This is a genomic window from Orenia metallireducens, from assembly GCF_003001995.1.
GTDB classification, from domain to species: Bacteria; Bacillota; Halanaerobiia; order Halobacteroidales; family Halobacteroidaceae; genus Orenia; species Orenia metallireducens_B.
Map to the genome: position 1 here is coordinate 12797 of NZ_PVNB01000006.1, position 24422 is coordinate 37218.

26 protein-coding genes are annotated in these 24422 nt (G+C 34.0%); 4 read left to right on the forward strand and 22 right to left on the reverse strand.

Going from position 1 to position 24422, the window contains the following annotated elements:
- Window positions 1-260: 260 nt before the first annotated feature.
- The 5 genes from BX659_RS05680 to BX659_RS05700 form a co-directional block, all read right to left on the reverse strand.
- Window positions 261-1682 (reverse strand): FMN-binding glutamate synthase family protein, encoded by a 1422-nt coding sequence (locus tag BX659_RS05680; protein ID WP_097018870.1) that lies wholly within the window; start codon window positions 1680-1682, stop codon window positions 261-263.
- Window positions 1683-1734: 52 nt separating this feature from the next.
- Window positions 1735-2025, reverse strand: coding sequence for a spore coat protein (locus BX659_RS05685; RefSeq protein ID WP_097018871.1), 291 nt, complete (start codon window positions 2023-2025; stop codon window positions 1735-1737).
- A gap of 10 nt (window positions 2026-2035) precedes the next feature.
- The gene (locus tag BX659_RS05690; RefSeq protein ID WP_097018872.1) at window positions 2036-2242 is read right to left on the reverse strand and encodes a hypothetical protein; all 207 of its coding nucleotides are present in this window, start codon (window positions 2240-2242) and stop codon (window positions 2036-2038) included.
- 939 nt (window positions 2243-3181) lie between these two features.
- A complete protein-coding gene (locus BX659_RS05695; RefSeq protein WP_097018873.1) occupies window positions 3182-4816 on the reverse strand; it encodes a thiamine pyrophosphate-binding protein in 1635 nt (544 codons plus the stop codon).
- A 358-nt stretch (window positions 4817-5174) separates the two neighbouring features.
- Window positions 5175-5768 (reverse strand): FMN-dependent NADH-azoreductase, encoded by a 594-nt coding sequence (locus BX659_RS05700; protein WP_097018874.1) that lies wholly within the window; start codon window positions 5766-5768, stop codon window positions 5175-5177.
- 213 nt (window positions 5769-5981) lie between these two features.
- On the opposite strand from BX659_RS05700, the gene BX659_RS05705 reads away from it, so the two are divergent.
- Window positions 5982-7058, forward strand: coding sequence for a GerAB/ArcD/ProY family transporter (locus BX659_RS05705; protein ID WP_172431956.1), 1077 nt, complete (start codon window positions 5982-5984; stop codon window positions 7056-7058).
- A gap of 34 nt (window positions 7059-7092) precedes the next feature.
- Here BX659_RS05705 and BX659_RS05710 read toward each other — a convergent pair whose 3' ends face one another.
- Window positions 7093-7491 (reverse strand): hypothetical protein, encoded by a 399-nt coding sequence (locus BX659_RS05710; RefSeq protein WP_253250786.1) that lies wholly within the window; start codon window positions 7489-7491, stop codon window positions 7093-7095.
- Window positions 7492-7647: 156 nt separating this feature from the next.
- Between BX659_RS05710 and BX659_RS05715 the strand changes: the two genes are divergently transcribed.
- Window positions 7648-8001 (forward strand): DUF2512 family protein, encoded by a 354-nt coding sequence (locus tag BX659_RS05715; protein WP_097018876.1) that lies wholly within the window; start codon window positions 7648-7650, stop codon window positions 7999-8001.
- Window positions 8002-8234: 233 nt separating this feature from the next.
- Here the strand turns inward: BX659_RS05715 and BX659_RS18960 are convergent, their stop codons facing one another.
- On the reverse strand, window positions 8235-8435 hold the full coding sequence (locus BX659_RS18960) for a hypothetical protein (RefSeq protein WP_181186416.1): 201 nt from the start codon (window positions 8433-8435) through the stop codon (window positions 8235-8237).
- Here BX659_RS18960 and BX659_RS05720 point away from each other — a divergent pair.
- Window positions 8419-9135, forward strand: coding sequence for a manganese catalase family protein (locus tag BX659_RS05720; RefSeq protein ID WP_097018877.1), 717 nt, complete (start codon window positions 8419-8421; stop codon window positions 9133-9135). The two genes, BX659_RS18960 and BX659_RS05720, sit on opposite strands and share 17 nt — an antisense overlap.
- Window positions 9136-9218: 83 nt before the next feature.
- On the opposite strand, the gene BX659_RS05725 is transcribed toward BX659_RS05720, so the two are convergent.
- The 7 genes from BX659_RS05725 to BX659_RS05755 form a co-directional block, all read right to left on the reverse strand.
- Window positions 9219-10052, reverse strand: a complete 834-nt coding sequence (locus BX659_RS05725) for a potassium channel family protein (RefSeq protein ID WP_097018878.1) — start codon at window positions 10050-10052, stop codon at window positions 9219-9221.
- A 232-nt stretch (window positions 10053-10284) separates the two neighbouring features.
- On the reverse strand, window positions 10285-10707 hold the full coding sequence (locus BX659_RS05730; RefSeq protein ID WP_097018879.1) for a Fur family transcriptional regulator: 423 nt from the start codon (window positions 10705-10707) through the stop codon (window positions 10285-10287).
- A 33-nt stretch (window positions 10708-10740) separates the two neighbouring features.
- Complete coding sequence (locus tag BX659_RS05735; protein WP_172431960.1) at window positions 10741-11583, reverse strand: metal ABC transporter permease; 843 nt, start codon at window positions 11581-11583, stop codon at window positions 10741-10743.
- The gene (locus BX659_RS05740) at window positions 11577-12350 is read right to left on the reverse strand and encodes a metal ABC transporter ATP-binding protein (RefSeq protein WP_097018881.1); all 774 of its coding nucleotides are present in this window, start codon (window positions 12348-12350) and stop codon (window positions 11577-11579) included. Before BX659_RS05740 ends, BX659_RS05735 begins: the two co-directional genes overlap by 7 nt.
- 1 nt (window position 12351) lies before the next feature.
- Window positions 12352-13317: a metal ABC transporter substrate-binding protein gene (locus BX659_RS05745; RefSeq protein WP_097018882.1), complete on the reverse strand. Its 966-nt coding sequence runs from the start codon at window positions 13315-13317 to the stop codon at window positions 12352-12354.
- Between the two features lie 379 nt (window positions 13318-13696).
- A complete protein-coding gene (locus tag BX659_RS05750; RefSeq protein ID WP_097018883.1) occupies window positions 13697-14284 on the reverse strand; it encodes a DUF3793 family protein in 588 nt (195 codons plus the stop codon).
- Window positions 14274-14747, reverse strand: coding sequence for a flavodoxin domain-containing protein (locus tag BX659_RS05755; protein WP_097018884.1), 474 nt, complete (start codon window positions 14745-14747; stop codon window positions 14274-14276). Before BX659_RS05755 ends, BX659_RS05750 begins: the two co-directional genes overlap by 11 nt.
- Window positions 14748-15029: 282 nt before the next feature.
- On the opposite strand from BX659_RS05755, the gene BX659_RS05760 reads away from it, so the two are divergent.
- Complete coding sequence (locus BX659_RS05760; RefSeq protein WP_097018885.1) at window positions 15030-15680, forward strand: HD-GYP domain-containing protein; 651 nt, start codon at window positions 15030-15032, stop codon at window positions 15678-15680.
- 47 nt (window positions 15681-15727) lie between these two features.
- Here BX659_RS05760 and BX659_RS05765 read toward each other — a convergent pair whose 3' ends face one another.
- From BX659_RS05765 to BX659_RS05800, 8 genes are all read right to left on the reverse strand, one after another.
- Complete coding sequence (locus BX659_RS05765; protein ID WP_216358825.1) at window positions 15728-16036, reverse strand: HU family DNA-binding protein; 309 nt, start codon at window positions 16034-16036, stop codon at window positions 15728-15730.
- Window positions 16037-16208: 172 nt separating this feature from the next.
- A complete protein-coding gene (spoIVA, locus tag BX659_RS05770; protein WP_097018886.1) occupies window positions 16209-17687 on the reverse strand; it encodes a stage IV sporulation protein A in 1479 nt (492 codons plus the stop codon).
- A gap of 628 nt (window positions 17688-18315) precedes the next feature.
- Window positions 18316-19344 carry an NAD(P)H-dependent glycerol-3-phosphate dehydrogenase gene (locus BX659_RS05775; protein ID WP_097018887.1) on the reverse strand — a complete coding sequence of 343 codons (1029 nt, stop codon included), beginning with the start codon at window positions 19342-19344 and terminating at the stop codon, window positions 18316-18318.
- Between the two features lie 57 nt (window positions 19345-19401).
- Window positions 19402-20010: a glycerol-3-phosphate 1-O-acyltransferase PlsY gene (gene plsY / locus BX659_RS05780; RefSeq protein ID WP_097018888.1), complete on the reverse strand. Its 609-nt coding sequence runs from the start codon at window positions 20008-20010 to the stop codon at window positions 19402-19404.
- Between the two features lie 173 nt (window positions 20011-20183).
- A complete protein-coding gene (gene der / locus BX659_RS05785; protein WP_097018889.1) occupies window positions 20184-21500 on the reverse strand; it encodes a ribosome biogenesis GTPase Der in 1317 nt (438 codons plus the stop codon).
- The gene (locus BX659_RS05790) at window positions 21469-22860 is read right to left on the reverse strand and encodes a DUF512 domain-containing protein (RefSeq protein WP_097018890.1); all 1392 of its coding nucleotides are present in this window, start codon (window positions 22858-22860) and stop codon (window positions 21469-21471) included. Before BX659_RS05790 ends, der begins: the two co-directional genes overlap by 32 nt.
- 362 nt (window positions 22861-23222) lie before the next feature.
- Window positions 23223-23417 carry a capping complex subunit for YIEGIA gene (locus tag BX659_RS05795; protein ID WP_097018891.1) on the reverse strand — a complete coding sequence of 65 codons (195 nt, stop codon included), beginning with the start codon at window positions 23415-23417 and terminating at the stop codon, window positions 23223-23225.
- Window positions 23418-23494: 77 nt separating this feature from the next.
- Window positions 23495-24418, reverse strand: a complete 924-nt coding sequence (locus BX659_RS05800) for a YIEGIA family protein (RefSeq protein WP_097018892.1) — start codon at window positions 24416-24418, stop codon at window positions 23495-23497.
- Window positions 24419-24422 lie beyond the last annotated feature (4 nt).

Sequence of the window (24422 nt, forward strand, 5' to 3'; positions counted from 1 at the left end):
TATGAAATCATCATAATTTTACTATCATTCTGACTATAAAAAAACACATCTTCAAAACAAGATGTGCTCATAAAGACATCCATCTCTTTAATATACTTCAACCTATTTCAAATCTAAGATAAGATACTGATACTTAAAGTAAAAATAAGCATATTTATTATCTAAATAAGCTAAGTAGTATATAATATATATTCAACAGAATATCTATTTATCCTCTAGATCTATCTAAAAAGGCATATCCTGAGGATATGCCTTGATATTTAATGTAATCTAAAATCCTCCTCTTTTTCTTCACTCATTACAGAAGGATAAATATATTGATTCTTCTGCTCAATTTTTCTGACCTTAGGCAAGTATCCAGCATAATCTACACCTAATACATCAGATAAATTCTTATCTACCACTACCAAATCTGATCGATCTAATTGAGCAAGATCAGATTTGCCTAAAGAGTACATAGTCAATTTCATCTCTTCTATACAAGACTTTAAAAACTTAGCTAGATGTTGAGCCCCCTCCTCTATATCCAAATCTTCTTTGAATTTACCTAGATATAATGGGATCTGAGGAGCAGGTTCATAGGGTAATGCCTTTGCCATCTGAGCTTGTAGTAGTGCCATCAACGCTATAGAACCTATATATATTGCGTCCGCACCTAATGCCATCGCCTTCAAGAAATGACCCGGGGTCGTCAATCCTCCCGAAGCAATCACTGAAACTCTATCTTTAACTTCAACTCTCTCTAAAAATCTCACTGTCCTTGATAGGGCAAATAAGGTTGGAAGTCCCACATCATCTTCTAAGGTAGTTGGTCCTCCATGGGTCCCTCCTTCTGCTCCATCGACAACCACAAAATCAATCCCAGCTTTAACAGCTATTTCTAACTCTTTTTCTAGATAATGGGTGGCACAAAACTTTAATCCAACTGGAACATCATATTTATTCTTTAAATTCTTTACTACCTTAATAAAATCTGATGGTTGATTCATTTCAGATAATCGAGTATGAATCATTGCATCTTCGCCAGGTTTTAGTTTCTTAGCCTTTCTCAAATCTTCTCCTATCTGATGGGAAGACATTCCCATAGGAGCAGCAGCTTGAGCACCTTGTCCTAATTGTATTTCAATTGCATCTAGCTCTTTTAGTTGCTCATGGTTATTCATCCAACCAGCACGATTATATTGACCAATAAAGTATTTGGCTGCCTGTCGTTCCTCATTTACTAAAGGCGCTTCCCCAGAATTAGTAGCCGTTCCTGCCATAGTAGCACCTTTTGCTAAAGCAATCTTTGCTTTTAAACTTAATGCACCACCATAAGACATCCCTGTAATTAAAATTGGGATCTCTAGCTTAAGAGGTTTCTTTGCTTTAGGTCCAATTACAGTTTTAGTGTTAATCTCTACTCCATCTTGAGTTGGTAAACGATATAGGTGGACAGGATTAAGTAGAATCTTATTCCATTCTGATAATATATTATAGGTTCCCAAAGGCCGTTCAATAGGCTTGCCTGATTCTGCACGCATTCCAGCTTCAATAATAGCTCTAGGACTTAGCTTTTGCATAATAGTAACCATAGAAAACAAATTCTCTGTATAGGGTTCTTCCATCATTCGTTTCCACATATAATCCATCATATTATTCATTATCGACATCATCATCTTATTCATTATCTTTTCAAACATTCAATCTCCTCCTTTATGGAGCAGTCACTGGTTATTTTAATTAGTAAATATATTATTGTAATTTCTTCTCAGCTAATTCAGGGTCCTTTAAAGACTTCTGTTCCCAGTTAATAATCTCACTCTCGATCTCATTCTGCCCTGCTACTGGAATCTTATACCACCCATTACTCTCCATTAAGTTAAAGATTCTAGTGTGTATCTCCGCTACATCTCCATGTAACCCCTGAAAAACCTGACGTAAAGGTTGATTAGCTGCTTCAATCTCTGCCATACTATAACCTTGTATCATCTGCCGACTCATTAATAGCATATCTTTTGCCATATCTTTATCCTTTAAATTCATATTTTACCTCCTAATGCTTTTTTCCATTGAACTCTCTTAACTGATTTAATAAAGTCTGTAGATGTTCTTCATATACCTGCGCTGCATCTTGAAAGATTGATTTCAGTTCTTCTGCTTGAGCTTGCTCTTGATATACTTGGCATTTTTTCATAGCTAGTGCAGTACTATCTAGGTGACTTTGTAGTTGTATTAATTCCATCTGTGTTAATTGTTCCATTAGTCTCTTCCCCCTTTAAAAATATCTTTTCCTAATTTAACTACAAATATAAAAGAAAGTGAGGTGGATGATCATCCACCTCACTTTCTTTTATATTTGTTTTTTAATATCCAAAGTCTCCTCCTAATAATAATAAGATTAAAATTAAGAAGATTACAAATACTCCATTATCATCATATCCATAGTCACCCATTAGGATAACACCTCCTTAGATCACTTTATTATAGAGATAGAAATAGATTAAAAATAATTATTCATAACTACCTAACAATAACAGAATTAAAATTAGAAAGACTACAAATACATAATTGTTATCATCAGTCATCTGATATCTACCCCCTTCTTGCTACTTACACTTTATATTATGCTTTAAAATTCACTTTCGTTAAAGATAAAAACAGGAGCAAAAGCCCCTGTTTTCTATTAATATCCGAAATCTCCACCTAATAATAGTAAGATTAAAATTAAAAAGATTACAAATGCTCCATTATCATCATATCCATAGTCACCCATTAGGATAAAACCTCCTTATATTAGTTTTATTACAAGAAATGAATGGAATTAAAACTAATTATTAATAAGTACCCAACAATAATAAAATCAAGATTAAGAAGATTACAAATACATAGTTATCATCATGAGGCATCTTCTTTCCCTCCCTTCTTGCTAATTTCAATTTATATTATGTACTTCCTATCAAAATCGTTACAAAATATCTTATCAATTATAAAGCAACTATTAAGTAAATAATGAGTAATAAATCTAAAATACTTTTTACTTATCACTCATCATTGATTACTAAAATTTTTACAATATATCTATTAGCTGATAACCTCTATAATTAAAATTTATTAGAAAAATTTCTTTTAATAAATTATATACCAAAAGAAAAACCCGTGATGACTTTAAAGTCATCACGGGTTTTAACTATCTATACAATTATACTAATTCAATCACCTTTCTTGACTCTAGCTTAGTTCCTGCAGGCACTGGGGCTGCTGTTACTACATCTATTAATATAGTCTCTGTCATATCTTGATGCTGATTTAAGATATAATCTAACTCTTCAACACTCTCTGCTCTCATTCCTTTAATACCACAGGATTCTGCTAATTTTATAAAATCAGGATTGCTTAAGTTAACCTCTTCTTCTTTTAGATTAGCTGAAAGCATCTTATTTCTTTCCATCGCTAATACTCCATTATTCATCACTATTATTCTAACTGGGAGATTATATCTTTTAGCAGTTAGAAGCTCAGCTAAGACCATTGCTATCCCTCCATCACCAATAATACAGGTAACAGGCTTTTGGGGATAATTTATCTTAGCTACTAAGGCTGCTGGTAAAGCAAATCCCATCGTCCTCCACTTTCCTGAGATTAGAACTTCTTCACATCTCTTACTAAAGTATTTAGCAAACCAGACTACATTATCCCCAGAATCAAGGGTAATAATCTCATCCTCGCCAAGAATATTAGCAAGGGATTTCATAACCTCTTTAGGGCATATTCCTGTTTGATTATTATCATATTCTCTTGACAATTTAGTTAATAATAGCTCTCTAGTACCTTCTACCTTAGCTCTCCACTCTTGATTGTTTTTAGCAGAGACCTTTTCTAGTAATAATTGCAATGAGCTTTTTAGCTCACCTAAGACTCCTACCTCTACTGGATGGGTCATTCCTATATTCTCTTTAATAGCATCAAGCTGAATTATTCTAGGGTTTCGTGGTACACTGTCCATTGGCCACCAAGTAGCTCCCAAGATAATGACTAAATCTGCTTCCTTTAATAGATTATCAGCTTTCTCATTTCCTGCATGGCCTAAACCACCTAAATACAATTGTTGATTGTATTCAATCATCCCTTTAGCTGCTAAGGTACTGATTAATCCACCATTGATCTTATTAGCAAACTCTAATAGCTCTTCCCTACAACCTTTAGCACCTCGACCATATAATATCATTGGCTTTTGAGCTTGATTTATCAACTCTACTGATTGATTAATCAACTCATCATCAGGCAATCTTAGCTCATCTAAATGGGGTAGATAATCACGAGCTTGAGCATTAACTTCCTTATCCCACATATCCATGGGAATAACTAAATGGCTGACTCCACCTTCGACTATCGCTTTGGTCATCGCTTTAACTAGCAAGTCCACTATGGATTCAGGGTTAGTGACCAAAGCAGAATAAACAGTCAGAGAGTCGGTCAGATTCATCTGCTTGATAAATTGTTCATAATTTGTTCCCATATTCCAGCTCTCTACCTGCCCTGTGATTAAAAGCATTGGTGCTCTATCACTATAAGCATCAGCAACACCATTGAGAATATTGGTTGTACCTGGTCCACCATCTGCTAGACAGACTGATAACTGCCCCTTTAGCTTTGATTCAGCCGAGGCCATCAAACCTGCTGCCGCCTCATTCTTGGTAGTATAGAGTTTAATGGGGGAATCCTTTAGCTCTGAGAAGAACTTTAAGATGGTATCACCTGCATACCCATAGATATGTTCAACTCCCCATTTACTTAGCTGTTCTATCATTACTTTACTTAGTCTCTGTTGTGACATATAAACACTCCTTTTATTAAAGATATCACTATTATAGTTTCCTTAATAGGGAGTATTTATGATTTTAAAATTATGGGAGAAGTAAAATAACACACCTTTCTAGGTGTGTTATCGAAATTAATTTCATATAATATTAATCTTGCTAGTGCTTGTTTCTGGGTATATTGCGACAGTTTTGCTACTAGCTTATAGCTACTGGTTATTAGCTAAGACCTTAAAAGCTAAAGGCTAGAAGCCAGCAGCGGATTTATCACAAAGGGCTTGTTTTTAGCCCTGAAGGAGTAGCTAATGAAAAAGTGTCGCAATCTCTATATATTGTCTCAATTTAACCATGATAAGATATAAAAACAACTAATATTTAAAACTCCTTCGCACCCCTCTTAGCCTCTTCAATTGAAGCTGCAACTGATTTTTCTAGCTCTTCCCCTTGTAATACATTAGTCAATTCTGTGGAAACTGTAGTGAAATCAGTAATGCCAATAAACCCTAAAATTGTTCTTAAATAACGCTCTCCCATCTCAAAATCTTGAGCAGGACTTTCACTGTACTTACCACCTCTAGCTACTAAATATGTTACCTTCTTATCTTTAAGTAATCCAACTGGACCCTCTTCTGTGTATTTGAAAGTAACTCCAGCTACTACTAGATAATCGATATATACCTTTAAAATAGCAGGAACACTTAGATTCCACATTGGAGCAGCAATGATATATTTGTCAGCGTTAGCAAACTGCTTGACATATCTTCTAACATCACTATCTTCTTGGGTAAATAGCTCTCCTATCATCTCGGCAGTTAAAGGCTTGATATCCTCTTGGTATAGATCTAAGGTAGTAATTTCATCTTTAGGATTAGCCTTTTGATACTCATCTACAAAAGCTTCTGACATCTTAAAGGTATAAGAATTCTCTCTAGTTTTTGGGTTTGCCTTGACGTATAACACTTTTGACATTCTATTTCCCCCTTAAATTATAATCACACATCTATCTATAAAATAACCTCTTAGGCAACTATTATTCTCAAAACATAGTTTATTTGTTAAGTACCTAAGTAAATGTTATTAATTTCAGCCAATCTTAAGCAATTACAATACTTTGGATAAATCTAATACGAAATGATAACAATAAATATATATTCTAAATTCAATAAAACTATAGGTGATTTAATGAAAAAAGAAAAAATAAGTCCTTTTCAATATTTCTGGTTATCAACTAATATGATTATTTCAACTATAATCTTATTAATTCCTAAGATAATTATTGAAGATGGAAGGGAATACGCTTGGATAGTCCCAATAGTTTCTGGCTCTACTATTGCTGTGATACATTATCTGATTTTGAAAGTAGGATGTAATTTTTCTAATAAAAATATTATAGCTGATCTTAAAGAGATATTAGGTCCCTTTATAGGCACTATATTACTAATTCCATATATTCTACTAGTCCTTCATACTACAAGCTTAATGATGTTGCAAGGGGTAGAGTTTGTTACATTTGTCATGCCTAGTAAATCAATAATTGGTTTCTGGCTTGCAATCGGACTACTTGCTAGTTATATTAGCTATAAAGGGATTGAAACTATAGCCCGCATGGCCCAATTTGCAATAATTATTATGTTTACGGCAATTCTAACCATTGTAATATTAAATTTACTATCTATGAATAAAGAATGGTTAAAACCTTTTTCTATTAACTACAAAAATGTTATTACAGCTAGCCTTACACCTGCTCATTGGTTTTTAATAATTCCTAATCTATCATTGATATTCAAACCATATTTTACAGATAATAAAAGAACTATTAGAGCAAGTTTACTAGGTAATTTAGTAGCACAAATTATGATAGTTCTACTATTTATCAGTGCTTTAACTACATTAGGCGCCGATTTGACTTCTGCCTTAAAATTTCCTTTTTATACCTTAAGCGCTCTACCTTTAGCAGGTTTAGAGATAATCATCTTTATAGCTTGGATGACAGGAGTTATTCTTGAAGTTGGAATTTTTTATTTAGCATCTTTAGAATTAATCTCATCTTTATTTAAATTGAAAGATTATAGAATATTAGTTATTCCATTCTTTATTATCAATACTTCTATGGGAATATTTCAAAGTGAAATTCCAGCAGTTTTTAAACATATAGGCTATATGGTTCCAATTAATGTACTATTATTAGAAATTCCTTTTCTAATAATAGTTATCTCAATTTACCTAATTGAAAATAAAAAAGATAAATTTAAAGAGTAAGTAAGTTAAAATCAACTTACTTACTCTTTACTCTTCACTCTTTATCCTTCATCTTCTCTTTTAGTCTTGCATCAGCAGCTTTAGCTATATCCTTAATCCCATCCCTTCCTATCTCAAAATCTTCGGTTTCAGCAGCAGGAGAACCCATCAAAACCTGGTCACTAAAACGACCTACCTGCTGAGCTACATCCTCCTTGAAATTACTCCACTCACCTTCGACCTCAACCTCAGGAAAGTTAAAGCCTTCATTATTCTCCTGAAGGCTGATAAAGTCCTTCTCATGGGTAGCCTTGTCATATACTTCACCCATTAAACCACCATTATTTGCTCTAGCACCTCTATCATTTACCTTTATCTCACCATTACTCTCTTCTCTAAGCTCTGCTTTCTCAGGTATTGACTCTCTTCTATCTGCTTTGTTGATGTCTACCACAAAAGCACCTCCTATTACTAGTTTGCAACTAAACTTTAAAATAATGCTAGGACTTTTTGTTAATTATAGATATCTAGATTTATAACTTAATTCTAATAAATTACATTATAATATGAGATATTAAAAGAAATACTACTTAAGAATGGAGGTGAATAAATGAACTCTACAACCAAAGCACTAATTATTAAATTTATTATGACCTTTGTATTTGCTGCTATCTCCTTCACTTTTATAGCCAATAACACCTTGGGATGGAGTCTAATAGTAGCAATATTAGTAACAGCTTTGAATTATCTATTAGGGGATTTATTAGTACTCCCTAACTTTGGAAATATCACTGCTTCTATAGGTGATGGATTGATGGGAGCTTTCACCGTTTATCTTCTTGATATCCTTTCTAGAAATTTTGCTACAACTTTTTATACTCTAAGCCTATTTGCTATCTTAATAGTAGTTGGTGAATATTTCTTCCATCAATATCTGTTTGATAACAAGAAAGTTTCACCATGAACATTTTAATATTTGATTGCTAAATATAATTCATGTATTAATAAATAAGATAGGAGTAATTATGAATTAATAATAGAAAATATGGTACCCATGAAGTTATGAAATCACATGAAATCTTACCTGGTGCATTTAAGGAAATTAATCAATTTTAATTATATCGTCCTCATGTTAAAGATCAGCAATTAGGTGCTATCTTAGATAATTAGCTTCAATTAATAATTAATGGTTCATTCTTATGCTCCTACTAATGCACAGAGTAAGATGAACATGGAATTCCAGCCTACTATGCAGTAATATCTCTTTAAAAGACCACTTACCTTATAAGGTAAGTGGTTTCTTAATATCTTTGATTTTCCAGTATCAATCCTATAGTAATCCCAAATACTAAGATTAAAATAATCATGAGGAGTTGAAGCCATGTTCAAACATGACAAACAGTTATTACATGAGGTTAGAGTTGATCAACCCAATCCTGCTTATGCCGCTATGTTACAAGAACAATTAGGAGGACCTAATGGTGAGCTAAAAGCTGGACTACAATATTTTGCACAAAGCTTTAGGATTCAAGACCAAGAGATAAAGGACTTATTTTTGGACATTGCTACTGAAGAGTTCAGCCATGCAGAGATGGTTGCTGAAACTATCAATCTATTAAATGGTCATGATGTAGCTAATACTGCTGATACTGTGGGTACAATTGAAGCTCAAGTCTTAGGGGGTCTCTCCCCTATGTTAGCCAATGCTTCTGGAGCACCTTTTACAGCTGATTATGTAAATGTTACTGGAGATTTAGCTGCTGATATTCTCTCTAATATCGCCGCTGAGCAGAGGGCCAAGGTAGTGTATGAATACTTACACCGCCAAATAGATGATCAAGGGGTTAGAGAGACAATTGACTTTCTATTAAATCGTGAAGAAGCCCATAATGCACTGTTTAGAGAAGCCTTAAATAAACTACAGCAGAAGCCCGAATACTCTACTTATGACTTTGGAGTTACTGAGGATTCTAAACTATACTTTGATTTATCTACACCAGGTAGATACTTTGCTGATCCCAATCCAACTGCTCCAAGCTTTGATAACCCACGTAAGATAGAAAAAGAAGGAGCTCAAACTCTACAACCAGTTCAATAAGCAATAGTAACTAGTGACGAATAACAAGTGCTGAAAAAAGATTTTTGCTCATCACTTGTCACTCGTTACTCATTACTAAATTATCATTCCTCCTCTTCATTTGGTGAAGAGACCCTCATCTCTAGATAAGCATCGATAATTCTTTTAAGCTCTTTTATTTCTTTTACTGATAAGTCCTCAAGATTATTTAACTGTTCTATTACAAATTTAAGATTACTGTTCCCCCCTTTTCTCCGCTCCTCATTTAAGAAGAAGGTTGATAAAGTACTGGTAATCATCCCTATTAAAGATATTCCCACAACCATAATTAAAGCTGCAATCATTCTCCCTTCAATAGTCTTAGGAGCAATATCTCCATACCCTACTGTTGTAGCAGTTACCAGACTCCACCATAAAGCATCTTCAAAGCTTCTGTTTTCAAATTTATGGACACCTGCTGCTCCCAAAAAGATTACTATCACTGTGAAAATTAACATATAATTAAGTCCATTTGTCTGTATAAATCTATGAAATCCTTTAATAGACCTGCGAATAAAGATAAATATTCTGGCAACTCTAAAAGCCCTAGTTATGTAGAAAAACTGGCTTAAAGTCAATAATCTAGATACTCTAGCTATTCTAAATAACCTAAAGGCTTTATCAAAGGGAATAAAGGCCATTATATCCAATAGATTATTTGAGATATAAGCCAGCCTTTCACCTCTTTTAACATGAGCTAAGCGTGAACAGAACTCCAGAGCAAAGACAATACAGATAAAGAAATCTATATTTGAAAATAATTTTTCAGTCTTAGCAGAGAGATTAAAAAAACTCTCCGCAGTCAACATCCCTATTGCCAAGACAGCTAAAATTAACATAAATATTTCAGTATACTTCTCTAATCTTTGATTATCAAACCTCTTATGAGAGTTGAACATTTAATTTTATCCACCTCTATTATATTCTTTACTAATTGAGCAGATATTACCCAAAGTTTTTTCTTTTTTAATCAATGATGTAATATATGGATATTGGGACACTTTAACACCTCACCCTAACCCTCTCCTATTCTTAGGAGAGGGTTAGGGTGAGGTGTTAATTCTAAAAGTATCGCATTATCTCTTTATTAAAACAAAAGACTGCAACCTTTAATTTAGGCTACAGTCTTATTTAATGGTTTTTGCAATTTGGACATAATCCATATATCTTCATTCGATGATCTAAGATAGTATATCCTGTATCATCCTTTAATTTACTCTCAAACTCCTTTAGAGGACAATCTAATGGGAGAATATCATCACATTTTATACAGATTAAATGGTGATGATGATGCCCATTGATTAATTCAAACTTCTGTTCATTCCCATTTAAATTCAAAGCTCTAACAATTTTATTATCTTTAAAGGAGTTCAAATTTCGATATACTGTAGATAATCTCAACTTAGGATAATCACCCTCTAATTTAGCAAATATATCTTGAGCAGATAAAGGTCTTGTACTAGCAAGCAGCACTTCTATAATAATTCTTCTCTGTCTAGTCCATCTAATACCTTTATCCCTTAACTTCTGTTCCCAGAGTTCTAAATCCCCCATATTTCTCCCCCATTTCAGGAAATCTAATAATTATTAATCCTTTACTGCAACTTTCAATTCAGACCTTTTATAGAGAAAGCTATTAATCTTTTTATAGATGATAGCAGCAATTAAATAAATCACACTAGCTACAATAATCGTACCTCCAGAAGCCAAATCATAATAAAAGGATATAAATAACCCAGTATTAACTGCTAAAACACTGAAGATAATACTATAAATAATAGTCTGTTTAAAACTTTTAGCCATCTGCAAACTCCCTGCCACAGGCAGAGTAATCAATGAAGAAACTAACAAACCACCAATAATTCTCATCGATAAAGAGACAGTAATTGAAACAAGTATCATAAAGAGTAAATTCAATATCTTTACAGGAATCCCTGCTAGCTTGGCATCACTCTCATTAAAGGCTAAGAAGAAGAAACCATAATAGAAGTATAATATAACACCTATAATAACTACTGCTAAGGGAATAACAGTCAATACATCCTGTCTAGTAACCATCGAAATACTACCAAATAAATAGCTAAAAATCCCCGAATTATTATTGGATAAACTGATCAAAATAGTTGCTAACCCTAGCCCTGTAGCCAAAATAATAGACAGTGATAGTTCAGCATAATCCTTATAATTTTTACGTAATTTCTCAATTCCTACAGCAGCTAAAACCGAAACAGCTAAAGCAGTATAAATAGGATAAATACCAAAAATCATCCCAATTGCTACTCCTGTTAATGCTACATGGGATAGAGTATTCCCAATAAGAGATAGCCTTTTTAATACTAAAAAGACACCAATTAAGGGACAGATTACCGCTATAACATTTCCTACTATAAAAGCACGCTGCATAAAAGAATAAGTAAATATATCTAACAGCATCTATTATCCCTCCTTTGATGTTCATGTTTTGGTATCAATGATTTATTATCTCCCTTGATCTGATTTAAGTAATTGACATAATCAAACTCCTTAGCCTGATGTACAAAGATACTCTTATTTCCAAAACAGAAGATTTTATTTGCTTGATCACTGATCATATAAATATCATGGGAGATCATCACTATGGTAATTCCTAAATCTCTGTTCAACTTGGTCAATAAGTTATAGAATTCATCTTGGGATTTAAGGTCTACCCCCACTAATGGTTCATCTAAAAAGATTATCTCTGGATTGGTAATTAAGGTTCTAGCAATAAACACCCGTTGCTGCTGTCCACCAGATAGTTCACCAATCTTTCGATACTTATAATCAGACATATCAACTAGCTTCAATACTTTATCTATTCTCTGCTCTAACCTTTTAGTCAGTATTTTAAACCATCCCATCTCTTGATATAATGCTGCTCCAACAATCTCCTTGACAGTAGCAGGAAAACTGGAATTAAAGTCTCTTACCTTCTGTGAAATATAGCCAACCTTGTCCCACTCTTTAAAAGTTTTAATGTTCTTATCCAATAACTTAACCTCTCCACTATTTGTCTTTAAATCACCTATTAATAATTTTAAAAATGTACTCTTTCCAGAACCATTAGGACCAATAAAGGCGATAAAATCACCTTTATTGATAGTTATATTAATATTCTTTAATATATACTCATCCTCATAGTTAAAGGATAAATTCTTTACTTTAATTATCTCTTTCATCTTATTCCACCAAAGCCTTTCTTAAACTAGATAGGTTCTTTTTCATAATAGAGATATAATCTTCACCCTGCTTCTGCTCTTGAACTGTTAAGCCTGCGATTGGATTGAGGGTTAATACCTCTAAGTTAGCCTCTTGAGCCAATACCTGTGCTGTTTTAGGACTGGCTAAAGTCTCCATAAAGATGTACTTTAGACCATGTTCCTTTGCCTCATCAGTTAACCTAGCTAAATCTTTTGAGCTAGGCTCCTGATGAGGAGAGATCCCGGCAATAGCTAGCTGTTCTAGCCCATATCTAGCTGCTAAATATCCAAAGGATGCATGGGATACCAAGATATAACTCTGCTTTTTATTGGCTAGAGTATCTTTATAATCTCGGTCAAGGCTCTCCATTTCATCAGCAAAATCAGCAAAATTATTATTATAAAATTCTTTATGACTAGAGTCTAATGCAATAAACTCCTCTTTCATTACTCTAGCAATTTCAATCATATTAAGTGGATTTAACCAAATATGAGGGTCGTAGTCACCATGCTCATGTAAGTGCTCTGCTTCATGACTATGCTCTGCTTCATGATCGTGCTCTTCAAATTTGATTAATTCAACACTCTCACTGACTTTAACAGTTTTAACACCAACAGCTTTAAGATTCTTGACAATCTTATCCCCCCATGGCTCTAAGCCTACACCATTATAAAAGAAGATATCAGACTCTTCTAAATCCGCCAATTTACGAGGAGAAGGTTCATAGCTATGTACTTCAGCACCATTAGGTATTACAAGCTCAACCTCTAGCTGCTCTCCACCAATCTGATTAGCCACATAATAGAGAGGATAAAAGCTAGTATATACCTTTAATCTATCTTGAGTTACCTCATTACCAACCTCTTCTTGTTTTTTGCTACACCCAATAGCAGTAATCATCACAAAAATAACAGTAATTACAGTAAATAATAATCCTTTTCTCATTCTAACACCCCCGCTTGTTTTTGCAAATCATTTGCATTTGGTAAGTTAATGATAACAGATATCAATAAAACTGTCAACCACTCCTTTTATTTTATGCAAATCATTTGCATTAAATACCCATATTAATCTTACTTATTAGATTATTTTCATATAAATAGGAAGAGAATATCTCTATATTCTCTCATTATCTTATAATAAAAAGAAAATTTCAGCTTAATTTGATTAGATGACTTTGATTATATTTCCCAGATTAGTAAATTTAATTCAGTAAAGCCAAAGAAAAGGAGCCTAATATTATAGGCTCCAGCTAACTGATAAAATTAGAAGTCATTTAATATATAACAACAGACTTTTAGCTCTTACAAACACCTAAATACCTTTAAATAACTTCATAAAATTCTTTACTATCTTCAATATCATCTAATCGCTCTTTAACATAATTTCTAGCTTCTTCAAATCTCTTCTGCTGCAACTGGGAGACTCTCTTATTCCCATAAAATCTCCATTCTCCACAATCACTTGTATCTAGATTCAAATAACCCATAAATCCTAATACATCCTTTAAAGGATAGCCAAAAAAGACTCCAATCTCATGGGGAAATTCATTACTCTCCAACCTTCTTTTTAAATGTTTAAGATAGCTATCTAAACTATAGTTTTTAGGATAGCCAATCTCCCTTAAAAATTTTAGATTGTGCTTAGCTTTAAGATACCTATCCAAAGAGAAACGGTGATAAAATAAAACCTTTATCTTATTCTGTTTCTCAACCTCACCTATTTCTAAAACACCTAAATCCTGATGCTCTAAAAGGGATTTTTTGCAGTCCTGCCAATAAAGACAATCACCACATCTAGAAAGAATAACACTTCTTAATTCAGCAGGTTTGACCCCCATAATAGTAGCCCCAATATTACTGAGTAATGACTTTAAATACTCTTTGTTACAGATATTATGATTAGATAGCATTTTGAACCTCACCTACTTTAGCTTCTTCTAAAAGTAATAATTTTTCTACCCAAGAGTTGATTAACTGATCATCTTTTTGACTAAAAGCATCTAATTTAAAACCTTCCACATCTATATTCAATCCCATCTCTTTTAACTCACTCTCAAAGATATCTACCGTTTCACAAAAAGAGTGGCGATCTTTATTTAAAGGGCAGAAGGTAGCACCCCTTTTCTTAGATAGATCAACTTTTCCTTCCGCTAAAGCATTATATAAATTTATAAAAGACTCTTGAGAGATCTTAAAGTTAGAGCTTGCTGAACCAAATATAATCAAATCAAACTCTTCAATCTCTTCAATATTTAATTTACTTATATCCTTCTCTACTACTTCATACTTGACCTTTAGACATTCTCCTATCTTTTGGGAAATATCTTTAGTCTCTACTACACTTCCATCATAGATAATAATTGCCTTCTCCATACTAGCTCCTCCTTTCTAAATTCTAGTAAATAAATTTATTTAATAATTAATATAATCTTATATCAGATCATTATGTGAGAATGATTGTCATTTCTAATACTAATATATCATTATTCTATTATTTCTGTCAATATTTTTTGATTTTTTATAACCTTGTTGATTACTTTGAAATATGTAAATTATTAAAATCTCATAAATCTTTTTATATTGACATTTTATCCAAAGTATTGATAAAATTAATAATAATGATTTTCAATTTCGTATTCAGGGAGGATAAAGCTTATGGAGAGCAGTTCGATTTCAAAGATTGATTTACATGAATTTGTAGAGAGCTTAATCAAAGGATTGGAATCTAAAGATTTATATACATCAGGACATTCTGAAAGGGTAGCCCATCTAGCTGAAAAGATAGCTACTAAGATGAAATTAAATACTAAAGAGATCTTTAAGATACATATCGCAGGTCACCTTCACGATATAGGTAAGATCGGAATTAGAGACTCTGTCTTGAAGAAAAAAGGAAGATTAACAGATAATGAATATGAAGAGATTAAAAAGCATAGTATGATAGGTCATGATATTCTTAATAAGATTAGTAATTTTAAGGAGATTGCTCAAATAGTCAAATATCACCATGAACGCTATGATGGCAAGGGGTATCCAGAAGGGCTAAAGGGTGATGAGATACCTTTGGAGTCAAAGATTATTGGGGTTGTAGATGCTTTTGATGCAATGACCAGCCCTAGACACTATAGAAGACCTGTCACTATCCTAGAGGCTATTGAAGAGATTAATAAAAACTCTGGCAGCCAATTTGATCCTGAAATATCACAAATAATCAACAGAATCTATCATGATAACTATGAATTCTTAGAAGAGATTGTTAAAAGTGCTTATAAGAATAATAATTATATAGAGCTAATATGTGAATAAAAAAAGCAGAAAGGGGATATCCCCTTTCTGCTTTTTATTTTAAGCAATTATTCATTTACAGTCTCTTTAAGAGCTTTTCCTGCTTTAAATGCTGGTACCATACGAGCTGGAATATGCATCTCTTCACCAGTTTGAGGATTACGTCCAGTTCTAGCACTTCTTTCACGTACTTCAAAACTACCAAAACCGATTAATTGAATTTTACCTCTTTCTGCTTCAGGCTTTTGCGCCTCAGCTTTTAAATTTTCAGCAATTACTTCTAGCAATCCATCTAATGCTGCTTTAGAATCCTTTTTAGTAATCCCTGCTTTCTCTGCTACTTGATCCACTAAATCTGTTTTTGTAATATTTGCCATAACAAATCTACCTCCTATAAAATATGAATTAAATATTTAAGCATTCATCTCTAAGCATTGGTCTTATGCTTATTATGCCACAAATAAATTTCTTGATATCCTTTATTATTCCTTCTTTTTTAGAAAAAAAAACGTAATAAAAGAAAAAACCGGCCTAAATGACCGGATTAGTTTATAATATTATGCAAATTAATCCTCCACTTCCTTCATTTATTATCTTCTGTAGAGTGTCTTGTAACTTCTCTTGAGCATTGATTGGCATTCTGTATAACTTCTGATTTATTCCATCTTTAACCAAATCATGGAGGGAGCGACCTAAGAAATCACTCTGCCAGATAGCATCTGGATTCTCTTCAAATTCAGTAGCAAAGAATTCAATCAGCTCTTCACACTGCTTTTCAGTTCCTACTACTGGTGATACCTCTGTATTGATATCAGCTCTAATCATATGAATAGATGGAGCACTGGCTCTTAACTTAACCCCAAAATGACCTCCTCGTTTAATCAATTCTGGTTCATCAAAGAGTAGATCCTCTATCTTAGGAGTAACTATTCCATATCCAGTCTCCTTCACCTTTGTTAAAGCATCAGAGATCTGGTCATACTCTTTTTTAACTACACTTAACTCTTTGATTAGATTGAATAAATTATGCTCTCCTTTAATCTCTAAGTCGGTCATCTCTTCTAGAACCTGATAGAATAGCTCATCCTTTAAATCAAAGTTAAGATTGGCTGTTCCACTACCTAAATCCATATCAGAGATATAAACCCGCTGAGCATTCTCACTACCACCTAAACTATCTACTAAATTATTGATATCTCTCAAAGTATATATATCTTGGATAGATTCGTTGATAGAATTGTTGACATCTACACTCAACCAGTGGGTATCTTCTAACTCATCAATCCATAGTGGTAAATCAAGGTTAATCTCTTTTAATGGAAACTCATATAAGACCTCTTGTAATAGATTACTTATATCTTCCCCCTTTAAATCACGACAGCTGATTGGAAGTACCCGTTTATTATACTTCTCTTCTAACTTCTGGGCCAACTCTTGGGTCTCAACACTCCCAGGATTGGCTGAATTAAGAGCTATGATAAAAGGCTTACCTAACTCATTTAACTCTCTAATAACCCTCTCCTCAGCTTCTGTGTAGCTCTCTCTAGATAAATCAGTTATTGTTCCATCGGTAGTTATCACCAGACCGATAGTTGAATGGTCTTGAATTACCTTTTGTGTGCCAATTTCAGCAGCCTTTTGAAAAGGAATTGCCTCTTCAAACCAAGGTGTTGTTACCATTCTAGGCCCATCCTCTTCTTCATAACCTAAGGCACCATCAACACGGTAGCCAACACAATCAACTAAACGTATTTTAAAATCAACATTCTCATCTAAACTGATTTCAGTAGCACGATTAGGTACAAATTTGGGCTCTGTAGTCATAATCGTTCTACCTTCACCACTTTGGGGTAGTTCATCCCTTGTTCTCTCTCTGTCATACTCATCACTCATATTAGGCAGAACCAATAAGTCCATAAATTTCTTTATAAAAGTAGACTTTCCTGTTCTAACAGGCCCAACTACCCCTACATAAATATCACCATTGGTTCTAGTAGCGATATCCTGATAAATATCAAACCTTTCCATTCTTCTCCCTCCCTTTGTAATATATCGATAAAATTGATGTAATTAACCTATAAAGATCGCTTTACATGATATTACTATATTAATAGCAATATAATCAGATATTAGATCTTTAAAATAAATTAATCTATCTCAAAACCTCCTTTATCTCTAAAGCAAATATCACTATATATATATGACCTGTATCTAAGATTATTCCTTAGGAGAAGAAATAAGAAAAACTGAATGTAACTTTAAATAAAATTCTAAATTTCATCTCAAACTAGGAATGTTACTAAATTAGGAGATTTTTTCGATCCTTCTTTTTTATATACATATTACAAACAAGGAGAAGATATAATTATCTTCGTTAATTAATTTTTATTTTTAACTAGATTATTGCTTAATGGGGATATTACGAGAGTTTAGTAATCAGTGACAAGTGACAGGTAACAAGTAAAAATCTCCTCTCGTTACTGTCGTAACATCTCTATACTATATTAATCTAGCTATAATTTTTAATAATAAAGATAATCAAAAACAAAAAGAGGCACGAAAACTTCGCGCCTCTTCACTCTTCACTGTTCTCTATTCCTACGATTCCCTTGGACTTTTTATAATGGAAAAATACCCAAACGAATTTTTCCTTTCTCTACCATTTCTTCTCTGTAGCTACAGCTTCAATCTCATGGGTTGCCCCTCTAAGCATTAAATCATTAACAACCTGCTTAGGCTCTTTACCTTCAAATAGGATTCGATAGACCTGCTCTACAATCGGCATATCCACTCCTAATTCTTCGGCTAAGGTATAGACAGCCTTGGCAGTTCTAACCCCTTCTACAACCATCTCCATCTCAGCTAAGGCTTGATCTAAGCTCTTGCCTGACCCTATCTTAAAGCCTAATCTACGATTTCGACTGTGTTGACTGGCACAGGTTACAATTAAATCTCCTAAACCAGTTAATCCAGCAAAGGTCATAGACTCAGCCCCCATTGCCACTCCTAGACGCTTCACCTCTGTAATACCACGAGTAATTAAAGCTGCTATAGCATTATCTCCAAAATCAAGCCCATCGGAGATACCAGCAGCGATAGCAATCGCATTTTTGACTGCTCCACCAAGTTCAACACCTACTATATCAGGATTTGTATAGACTCTAAACCAATCAGACATAAAGATATCTTGAACCTGCTGTGCCAACTCTTTATTCTGATTTGCCACTACCACAGTAGTTGGATGGCTTAAAACTACCTCTTCAGCATGGCTTGGTCCACTTAAAGCTACAATTCTATCATGAAACTTATCACTTAACTCATCTTTGATGACCTCAGACATTCTCAAATGGGTCTCTTCTTCTATACCCTTAGAAGCAGTAACAATGATTACATCATCATCTAATAGCCCCTTTAAGTTCTTAGCTACGATTCTAACTATATGTGAAGGTACGACAATAACTACTGCTTTAGAGCTAGTAACTGCTTCCTCTAAGTCAGTAGTAGCTTTAATACCTTTAGGAAGCTTAATACCTGGCAAAAATGAATGCTTATGTTCTTGATTGATTTCGGTTACCCTCTTCTCTGAAACATCCTGTAACCAAACATCATATCCATTATTATCTAGAACAACTGCTAAGGCAGTTCCCCAACTACCTCCTCCAATTACTGCAATCTTATCACTCATATCCTTCCTCCTATCAATGCCTTTTATAATATCACTATCTCTAATTTAAAATAGAACTCAGTCATTTGCTCTTTTATTTAAGCTAACCTTATTCTCAGTTCCAGCCAATAATCTCTTAATATTAGATTGATGCCGATAAATTACAAAAATTGCAATCAATACTGCTAAGATTATAAAGATAGTCTCCTGACCAAATAAATACATCAGAATCGGTATTACTATAGCTGCTATTATTGAGGCCAAAGATACATATTGGGTGGTGAGTATTACTATCATCCATATAAAAAAGGCAAACAAAATAGTCTTAGGTGATAAACTGATTAAGACCCCCACAGAAGTTGCTACTCCCTTACCCCCTTTAAATTTTAAGAAGATTGGCCAATTGTGACCTGCAATAGATAATAGCCCAGCTATTAAAAGTAATAATGGTTGATCTGCAAAAAAGTGACGAGCCACAGCTACAGCTATAAATCCTTTGCCTATATCCAGTAAAGCTACTGAGATCCCTAGTCCTAAGCCCAATATTCTAAAGGCATTAGTAGCCCCTACATTACCACTCCCATACTCACGGATATCTACCCCTTTAACTAACTTAACTACCAATAAAGCAAAAGGAATAGAACCTAACAAATAAGCAAAAAGCATTACTAAAACTTCTTTAATCATTATATCTCCTCCGAATAAAGTGAGTTCTTAGCTTCAGAGAAAGTTTTTTATCTCCCCTGAAACTTAGTCCTAAAGGATGACCTAAGGGCCTTAGAACAAATCCAGAACCATAGTGCCTTTATCATCCACTTAATAGACGTGGGTGTTTTAGAGGCACTTAGGTATCGGATAAATTATCTTCCTCTAGCTAAAATCTTAATAGGAGTCCCTTCAAAGCCAAAGGCACCACGAATCTGATTCTCTAAATAACGTTTATAAGAGAAATGCATCAACTCTGGATCATTAACAAACAACACAAATAATGGTGGCTTTACTCTAGGTTGAGTAGCATAAAAGATCTTCATCCTCTTACCATGCTTATTAGATGGCGGTTGATTCATAGCTACAGCATCTTCAATCACCTTATTTAATAGATTTGTTGAAATTCTACGGTTATGCTGTTCTACAACATAATTAACTATATCTAATACCTCCATGACTCGCTTTCCTGTAAGGGCAGATGTAAAGATGATTGGAGCATAATTTAAGAATCCTGCTTGATATCTAATCTCTTCAATGTATGCATTCATAGTATGGGTATCCTTCTCAACTAAGTCCCATTTATTAACAACTATCACCACACCTTTTCCTTCATCATGAGCATATCCAGCAATCTTCTTATCTTGATCAGTTAATCCTTCACTAGCATCTAATACCACTAGTACTACATCAGAACGGTCTACTGCTCTTAAAGAGCGGATTACACTATATTTTTCTACCCCTCTATCTACTTTCCCTCTTCTTCTCATTCCAGCGGTATCAATGATTACATAATCATTATCATCATGGGAAAAAGGAGTATCGATAGCATCTCTAGTAGTACCAGCAATATCACTGACAATTACTCTTTGTTCACCTAAAATCCTATTTACTAAAGATGATTTTCCTACATTTGGTCGACCAATTACCGAAATCTTAATTGTATCATCATCATATAGCTCTTCTTCTACCTCAGGGAAATATTCAATCAGTTTGTCCAATAAATCCCCTGTTCTTCGCCCATGTTCAGCTGAAATCAACTGGGGATCATCAAATCCTAATTCATAAAAATCATACTTATTCATCTCTGCTTCTTGATTATTCTCAGCTTTATTGGCTACCAAGATAACTGGTTTATTAGATTGGCGTAACAACTCTGCTACATCCCTATCCATATTGGTCAAACCTGCTCTAACATCTACTACAAACAAAATAACATCTGCTTCCTCTATTGCTACTTGTGCCTGATATCTCATCTGTGCTTTAATGGTACTTTGATCATCAAGCTCAATTCCTCCTGTATCAATCACAATAAAAGGATTACCTAGCCATTCAGAATCACCATAAATTCTATCCCTAGTAATACTCGGTCTATCCTCTACAATCGAAACTCTCTCCCCTACAAGTCTATTAAATAGAGTCGATTTTCCTACATTTGGTCTACCCACAATCGCAACTACTGGTTTTATCATTATTAACACCTCCAAAATTATATCCTAACATCTTTTCTACTAAATCTATCCCTTGATTCTTAACCTTGACAACTTGATTAGAAAGCTCTTTAACAAAGTCAGCCCAACTCAAATCATCTAAGAATAATCCATCATCATTTAGCACAATCTCTGGAATTAGAGTCAGATCACCTAAGTCATCAACTTCAGCTAATTTATTCAAGATATCTGCTCCAGTCAATAAACCTGTTACTGTAACAGTAGGACCAAAATATTGATTCTCTACTGTAATTAGCTGAATCTCCAAATTTCCTATCTGATTGAGCCTATTTATAATAGGCTCAATTGCTTTAGTTCCCGAAACAGAAGTAACCATAGTAACCTTACGACACTCTATTAGCTTCTGAGGTAACCCTTCTTCTAACTCTGCAAATTCATCTAATAATAACCTCACCATTCCTACCCCATTCTCTAATTGGAGAAAATCATCATAATAGTCTGTCGAAGGCACCTCTTCTCCTGCCAACAAGTAAAATTCATCAGAGAGATAGATAAAGTTATTATCATACTCCGCTCTAAATTTATTCTGCCACTCTTTTACCATCTTAATTACTTCTTTAGCCTCTTTAGATGTAAAAGTTCTTAATTCATCTAAATCATCTCGATACTTGGTCAGTCCAACTGGAACGATAGCTAAGGACTTGACGTTAGGTAGAAATTCTCCTAAATCTCTAATAGTCCTCTCTAAGATCTTTCCATCATTGATTCCAGGGCAGAGTACCACTTGAGTATTAAGCTCTATCCCAGCCTCTACCAAATCTCTAATCTGTTCTAATATCCTGCCAGCCTTCTTATTTCTTAACATCCTGACCCTGACCTTGGGGTCTGTACTATGGACTGACACATGTAGTGGACTTAAATGCATCTGCTTGATTCTCGCAAACTCCTCATCAGATAGGTTAGTCAGTGTGGTATAACTTCCACCTAAGAAAGAGAAGCGATAATCATCATCCTTTAGATTCAATGTCTTTCTAGTATTAGGTGCAGTCTGCTTTACAAAACAGAAGATACAATTATTATGGCACTGCTTTAACCCATCAAAAACAATCTCAGAGAACTCAATTCCTAAAGGTTCATCATAGTCCTTCTCAACCTCTAGAACCCAACATTCGCCATTACTCTTAATTATCTCAACCTCCAGGTATGTATCAGTAATCAAGAATTTATAATCTATAAAATCTCTAATTGTATTCCCATTAATTTTAACTAAATTATCTCCGACCTCTACTCCTAACTCTTCAGCGATACTTCCTGCTTCTACTCCTTCAATTCTAATATATCTGCTTACATCTTCAAATTCTGCAAATAATCTTTCTCCCATCTTTTATCACCTCTATTTGTCCACTCCCTTTATTATTATTATATATTAAGGTAATTTCGTCAAGTTAATTTATTAAATCACAGTCTTTACTATCTGTCTATATATTCCATTTAATTTCGAATTCAAAATAAATAAACCTTTGATAGCTAAAAAAGACTAGCAGCTGCTAGCCCTTAATAGCATATAGAATTAATATCTTTACTAATAGAAAAGCGACACTTTTACTTTGGTAGTTAGATAGTTTGGGGCAGGTAGGTAGTTAGGAAAAACCTAACCACCTACCCACCTAATTACGAAATTGTCGCAATATACCCATACTCCAATACCAGACATCTAAATTTAATTAATAGAACAGATATATTTTAATGTTTTATCAAAACATAAACCCCATTTCCTAAATCATGAACCATCGACTTAGTTAATCTCGAAATCATCATCGAGATATACTCCAACTCTTCTTCATCTTCAGCATAAAAGATTGGAGCAGAACCATTATCTACTTTATCCTTATCCTCATAAGAGGTTACAATGGCTAGAATATAATCGTTAATATCCATCTAATTCATCCCTTCTAGGTAATTCCAAGGTGACGAGAGAAGATTTCTACTTATTACCCATCACTTGTCACTCATCACTAGTCTGATGCCATCCTCCCTGCTTTAGTCGCCAATGGAGCCCTACGGGAAGCCTCCAAAACAGGGGTACGCCTTACCGCTTCTATAATGCACTCTCTATCAGGCTCCATTGGTATCATAATAATATAGACCCGCCCTGTATGGAGATTAATTCTAGCTAAAGGTGTATAATCTTGAACACCAACATCTAGCCTAACCCCTAGTTGGCTAACAACATCATGGATAATCGCCTGCCTTTGGCCTGTATTGGCTAAGGTAGCTCGTGCATTATCATCTTTGGGAGCAATAACTATTCCTACCCCTGATTTTTTCCAACTCTCCTTTGCTTCTTTTAAACCTACATTCATAATTACGGTATCCTCAACAGATAGATTGGCATTATTTGGTCCAACAAACTCTAAATCTACCACTCTAATCTCTGCAATATCTCCTACATGGTCTTCAGACATCAAAGTGTATAAGACATAGACAACTATTGTACCAATAATCACTCCCCCAGCTATATTTAAAGAGTTATATCCTATTAAATTAAAGAAATAATAGCCAAAACTAGTTAACAGCGCAGCAATCATTGCTAAATAGTTCCTTGATTCAAAGACCTTAGCTATCCCCTCAATATATGCTTGACCCCGAGGCACAAGTTCAGTGTCTTCAATCTGACTTAAAAAGTCCCTTTCCATGTTCCTAATGCCACGAAATTGCTGAACAGCAGCCCCTAGAATAGTAACAGCTACATAATTCTCCTCTAACATAGCTGGTAATACTAAAGCACCTAAAGATGAAGCTAAAAAAGCTAAAGTCAAATGAACAATATATCCATGGGGATAACCTGGATATTGGCGATAATCAACCCTTAATAACAATAATCGAGTAAAGGTTCCCAAGATAACTGCTAATAAAATCATTTCCCCATACTTTATCATCTTA

Bases quoted from the DNA above. Each gene is read 5' to 3' on its own strand.
- BX659_RS05740 (WP_097018881.1), bottom strand. From the start codon at position 12,350: ATGAAAGAGATAATTAAAGTAAAGAATTTATCCTTTAACTATGAGGAT.
- BX659_RS05705 (WP_172431956.1), top strand. From the start codon at position 5,982: ATGAAAAAAGAAAAAATAAGTCCTTTTCAATATTTCTGGTTATCAACT.
- BX659_RS05790 (WP_097018890.1), bottom strand. From the start codon at position 22,860: ATGGGAGAAAGATTATTTGCAGAATTTGAAGATGTAAGCAGATATATT.
- BX659_RS05800 (WP_097018892.1), bottom strand. From the start codon at position 24,418: ATGATAAAGTATGGGGAAATGATTTTATTAGCAGTTATCTTGGGAACC.
- BX659_RS05775 (WP_097018887.1), bottom strand. From the start codon at position 19,344: ATGAGTGATAAGATTGCAGTAATTGGAGGAGGTAGTTGGGGAACTGCC.
- BX659_RS05760 (WP_097018885.1), top strand. From the start codon at position 15,030: ATGGAGAGCAGTTCGATTTCAAAGATTGATTTACATGAATTTGTAGAG.
- BX659_RS05745 (WP_097018882.1), bottom strand. From the start codon at position 13,317: ATGAGAAAAGGATTATTATTTACTGTAATTACTGTTATTTTTGTGATG.
- BX659_RS05795 (WP_097018891.1), bottom strand. From the start codon at position 23,417: ATGGATATTAACGATTATATTCTAGCCATTGTAACCTCTTATGAGGAT.
- der (WP_097018889.1), bottom strand. From the start codon at position 21,500: ATGATAAAACCAGTAGTTGCGATTGTGGGTAGACCAAATGTAGGAAAA.
- BX659_RS05695 (WP_097018873.1), bottom strand. From the start codon at position 4,816: ATGTCACAACAGAGACTAAGTAAAGTAATGATAGAACAGCTAAGTAAA.
- BX659_RS05750 (WP_097018883.1), bottom strand. From the start codon at position 14,284: ATGCTATCTAATCATAATATCTGTAACAAAGAGTATTTAAAGTCATTA.
- BX659_RS05765 (WP_216358825.1), bottom strand. From the start codon at position 16,036: ATGGCAAATATTACAAAAACAGATTTAGTGGATCAAGTAGCAGAGAAA.
- BX659_RS05685 (WP_097018871.1), bottom strand. From the start codon at position 2,025: ATGAATTTAAAGGATAAAGATATGGCAAAAGATATGCTATTAATGAGT.
- plsY (WP_097018888.1), bottom strand. From the start codon at position 20,010: ATGATTAAAGAAGTTTTAGTAATGCTTTTTGCTTATTTGTTAGGTTCT.
- BX659_RS05720 (WP_097018877.1), top strand. From the start codon at position 8,419: ATGTTCAAACATGACAAACAGTTATTACATGAGGTTAGAGTTGATCAA.
- BX659_RS05680 (WP_097018870.1), bottom strand. From the start codon at position 1,682: ATGTTTGAAAAGATAATGAATAAGATGATGATGTCGATAATGAATAAT.
- BX659_RS05690 (WP_097018872.1), bottom strand. From the start codon at position 2,242: ATGGAACAATTAACACAGATGGAATTAATACAACTACAAAGTCACCTA.
- BX659_RS05700 (WP_097018874.1), bottom strand. From the start codon at position 5,768: ATGTCAAAAGTGTTATACGTCAAGGCAAACCCAAAAACTAGAGAGAAT.
- BX659_RS05715 (WP_097018876.1), top strand. From the start codon at position 7,648: ATGAACTCTACAACCAAAGCACTAATTATTAAATTTATTATGACCTTT.
- BX659_RS05725 (WP_097018878.1), bottom strand. From the start codon at position 10,052: ATGTTCAACTCTCATAAGAGGTTTGATAATCAAAGATTAGAGAAGTAT.
- spoIVA (WP_097018886.1), bottom strand. From the start codon at position 17,687: ATGGAAAGGTTTGATATTTATCAGGATATCGCTACTAGAACCAATGGT.
- BX659_RS05730 (WP_097018879.1), bottom strand. From the start codon at position 10,707: ATGGGGGATTTAGAACTCTGGGAACAGAAGTTAAGGGATAAAGGTATT.
- BX659_RS05755 (WP_097018884.1), bottom strand. From the start codon at position 14,747: ATGGAGAAGGCAATTATTATCTATGATGGAAGTGTAGTAGAGACTAAA.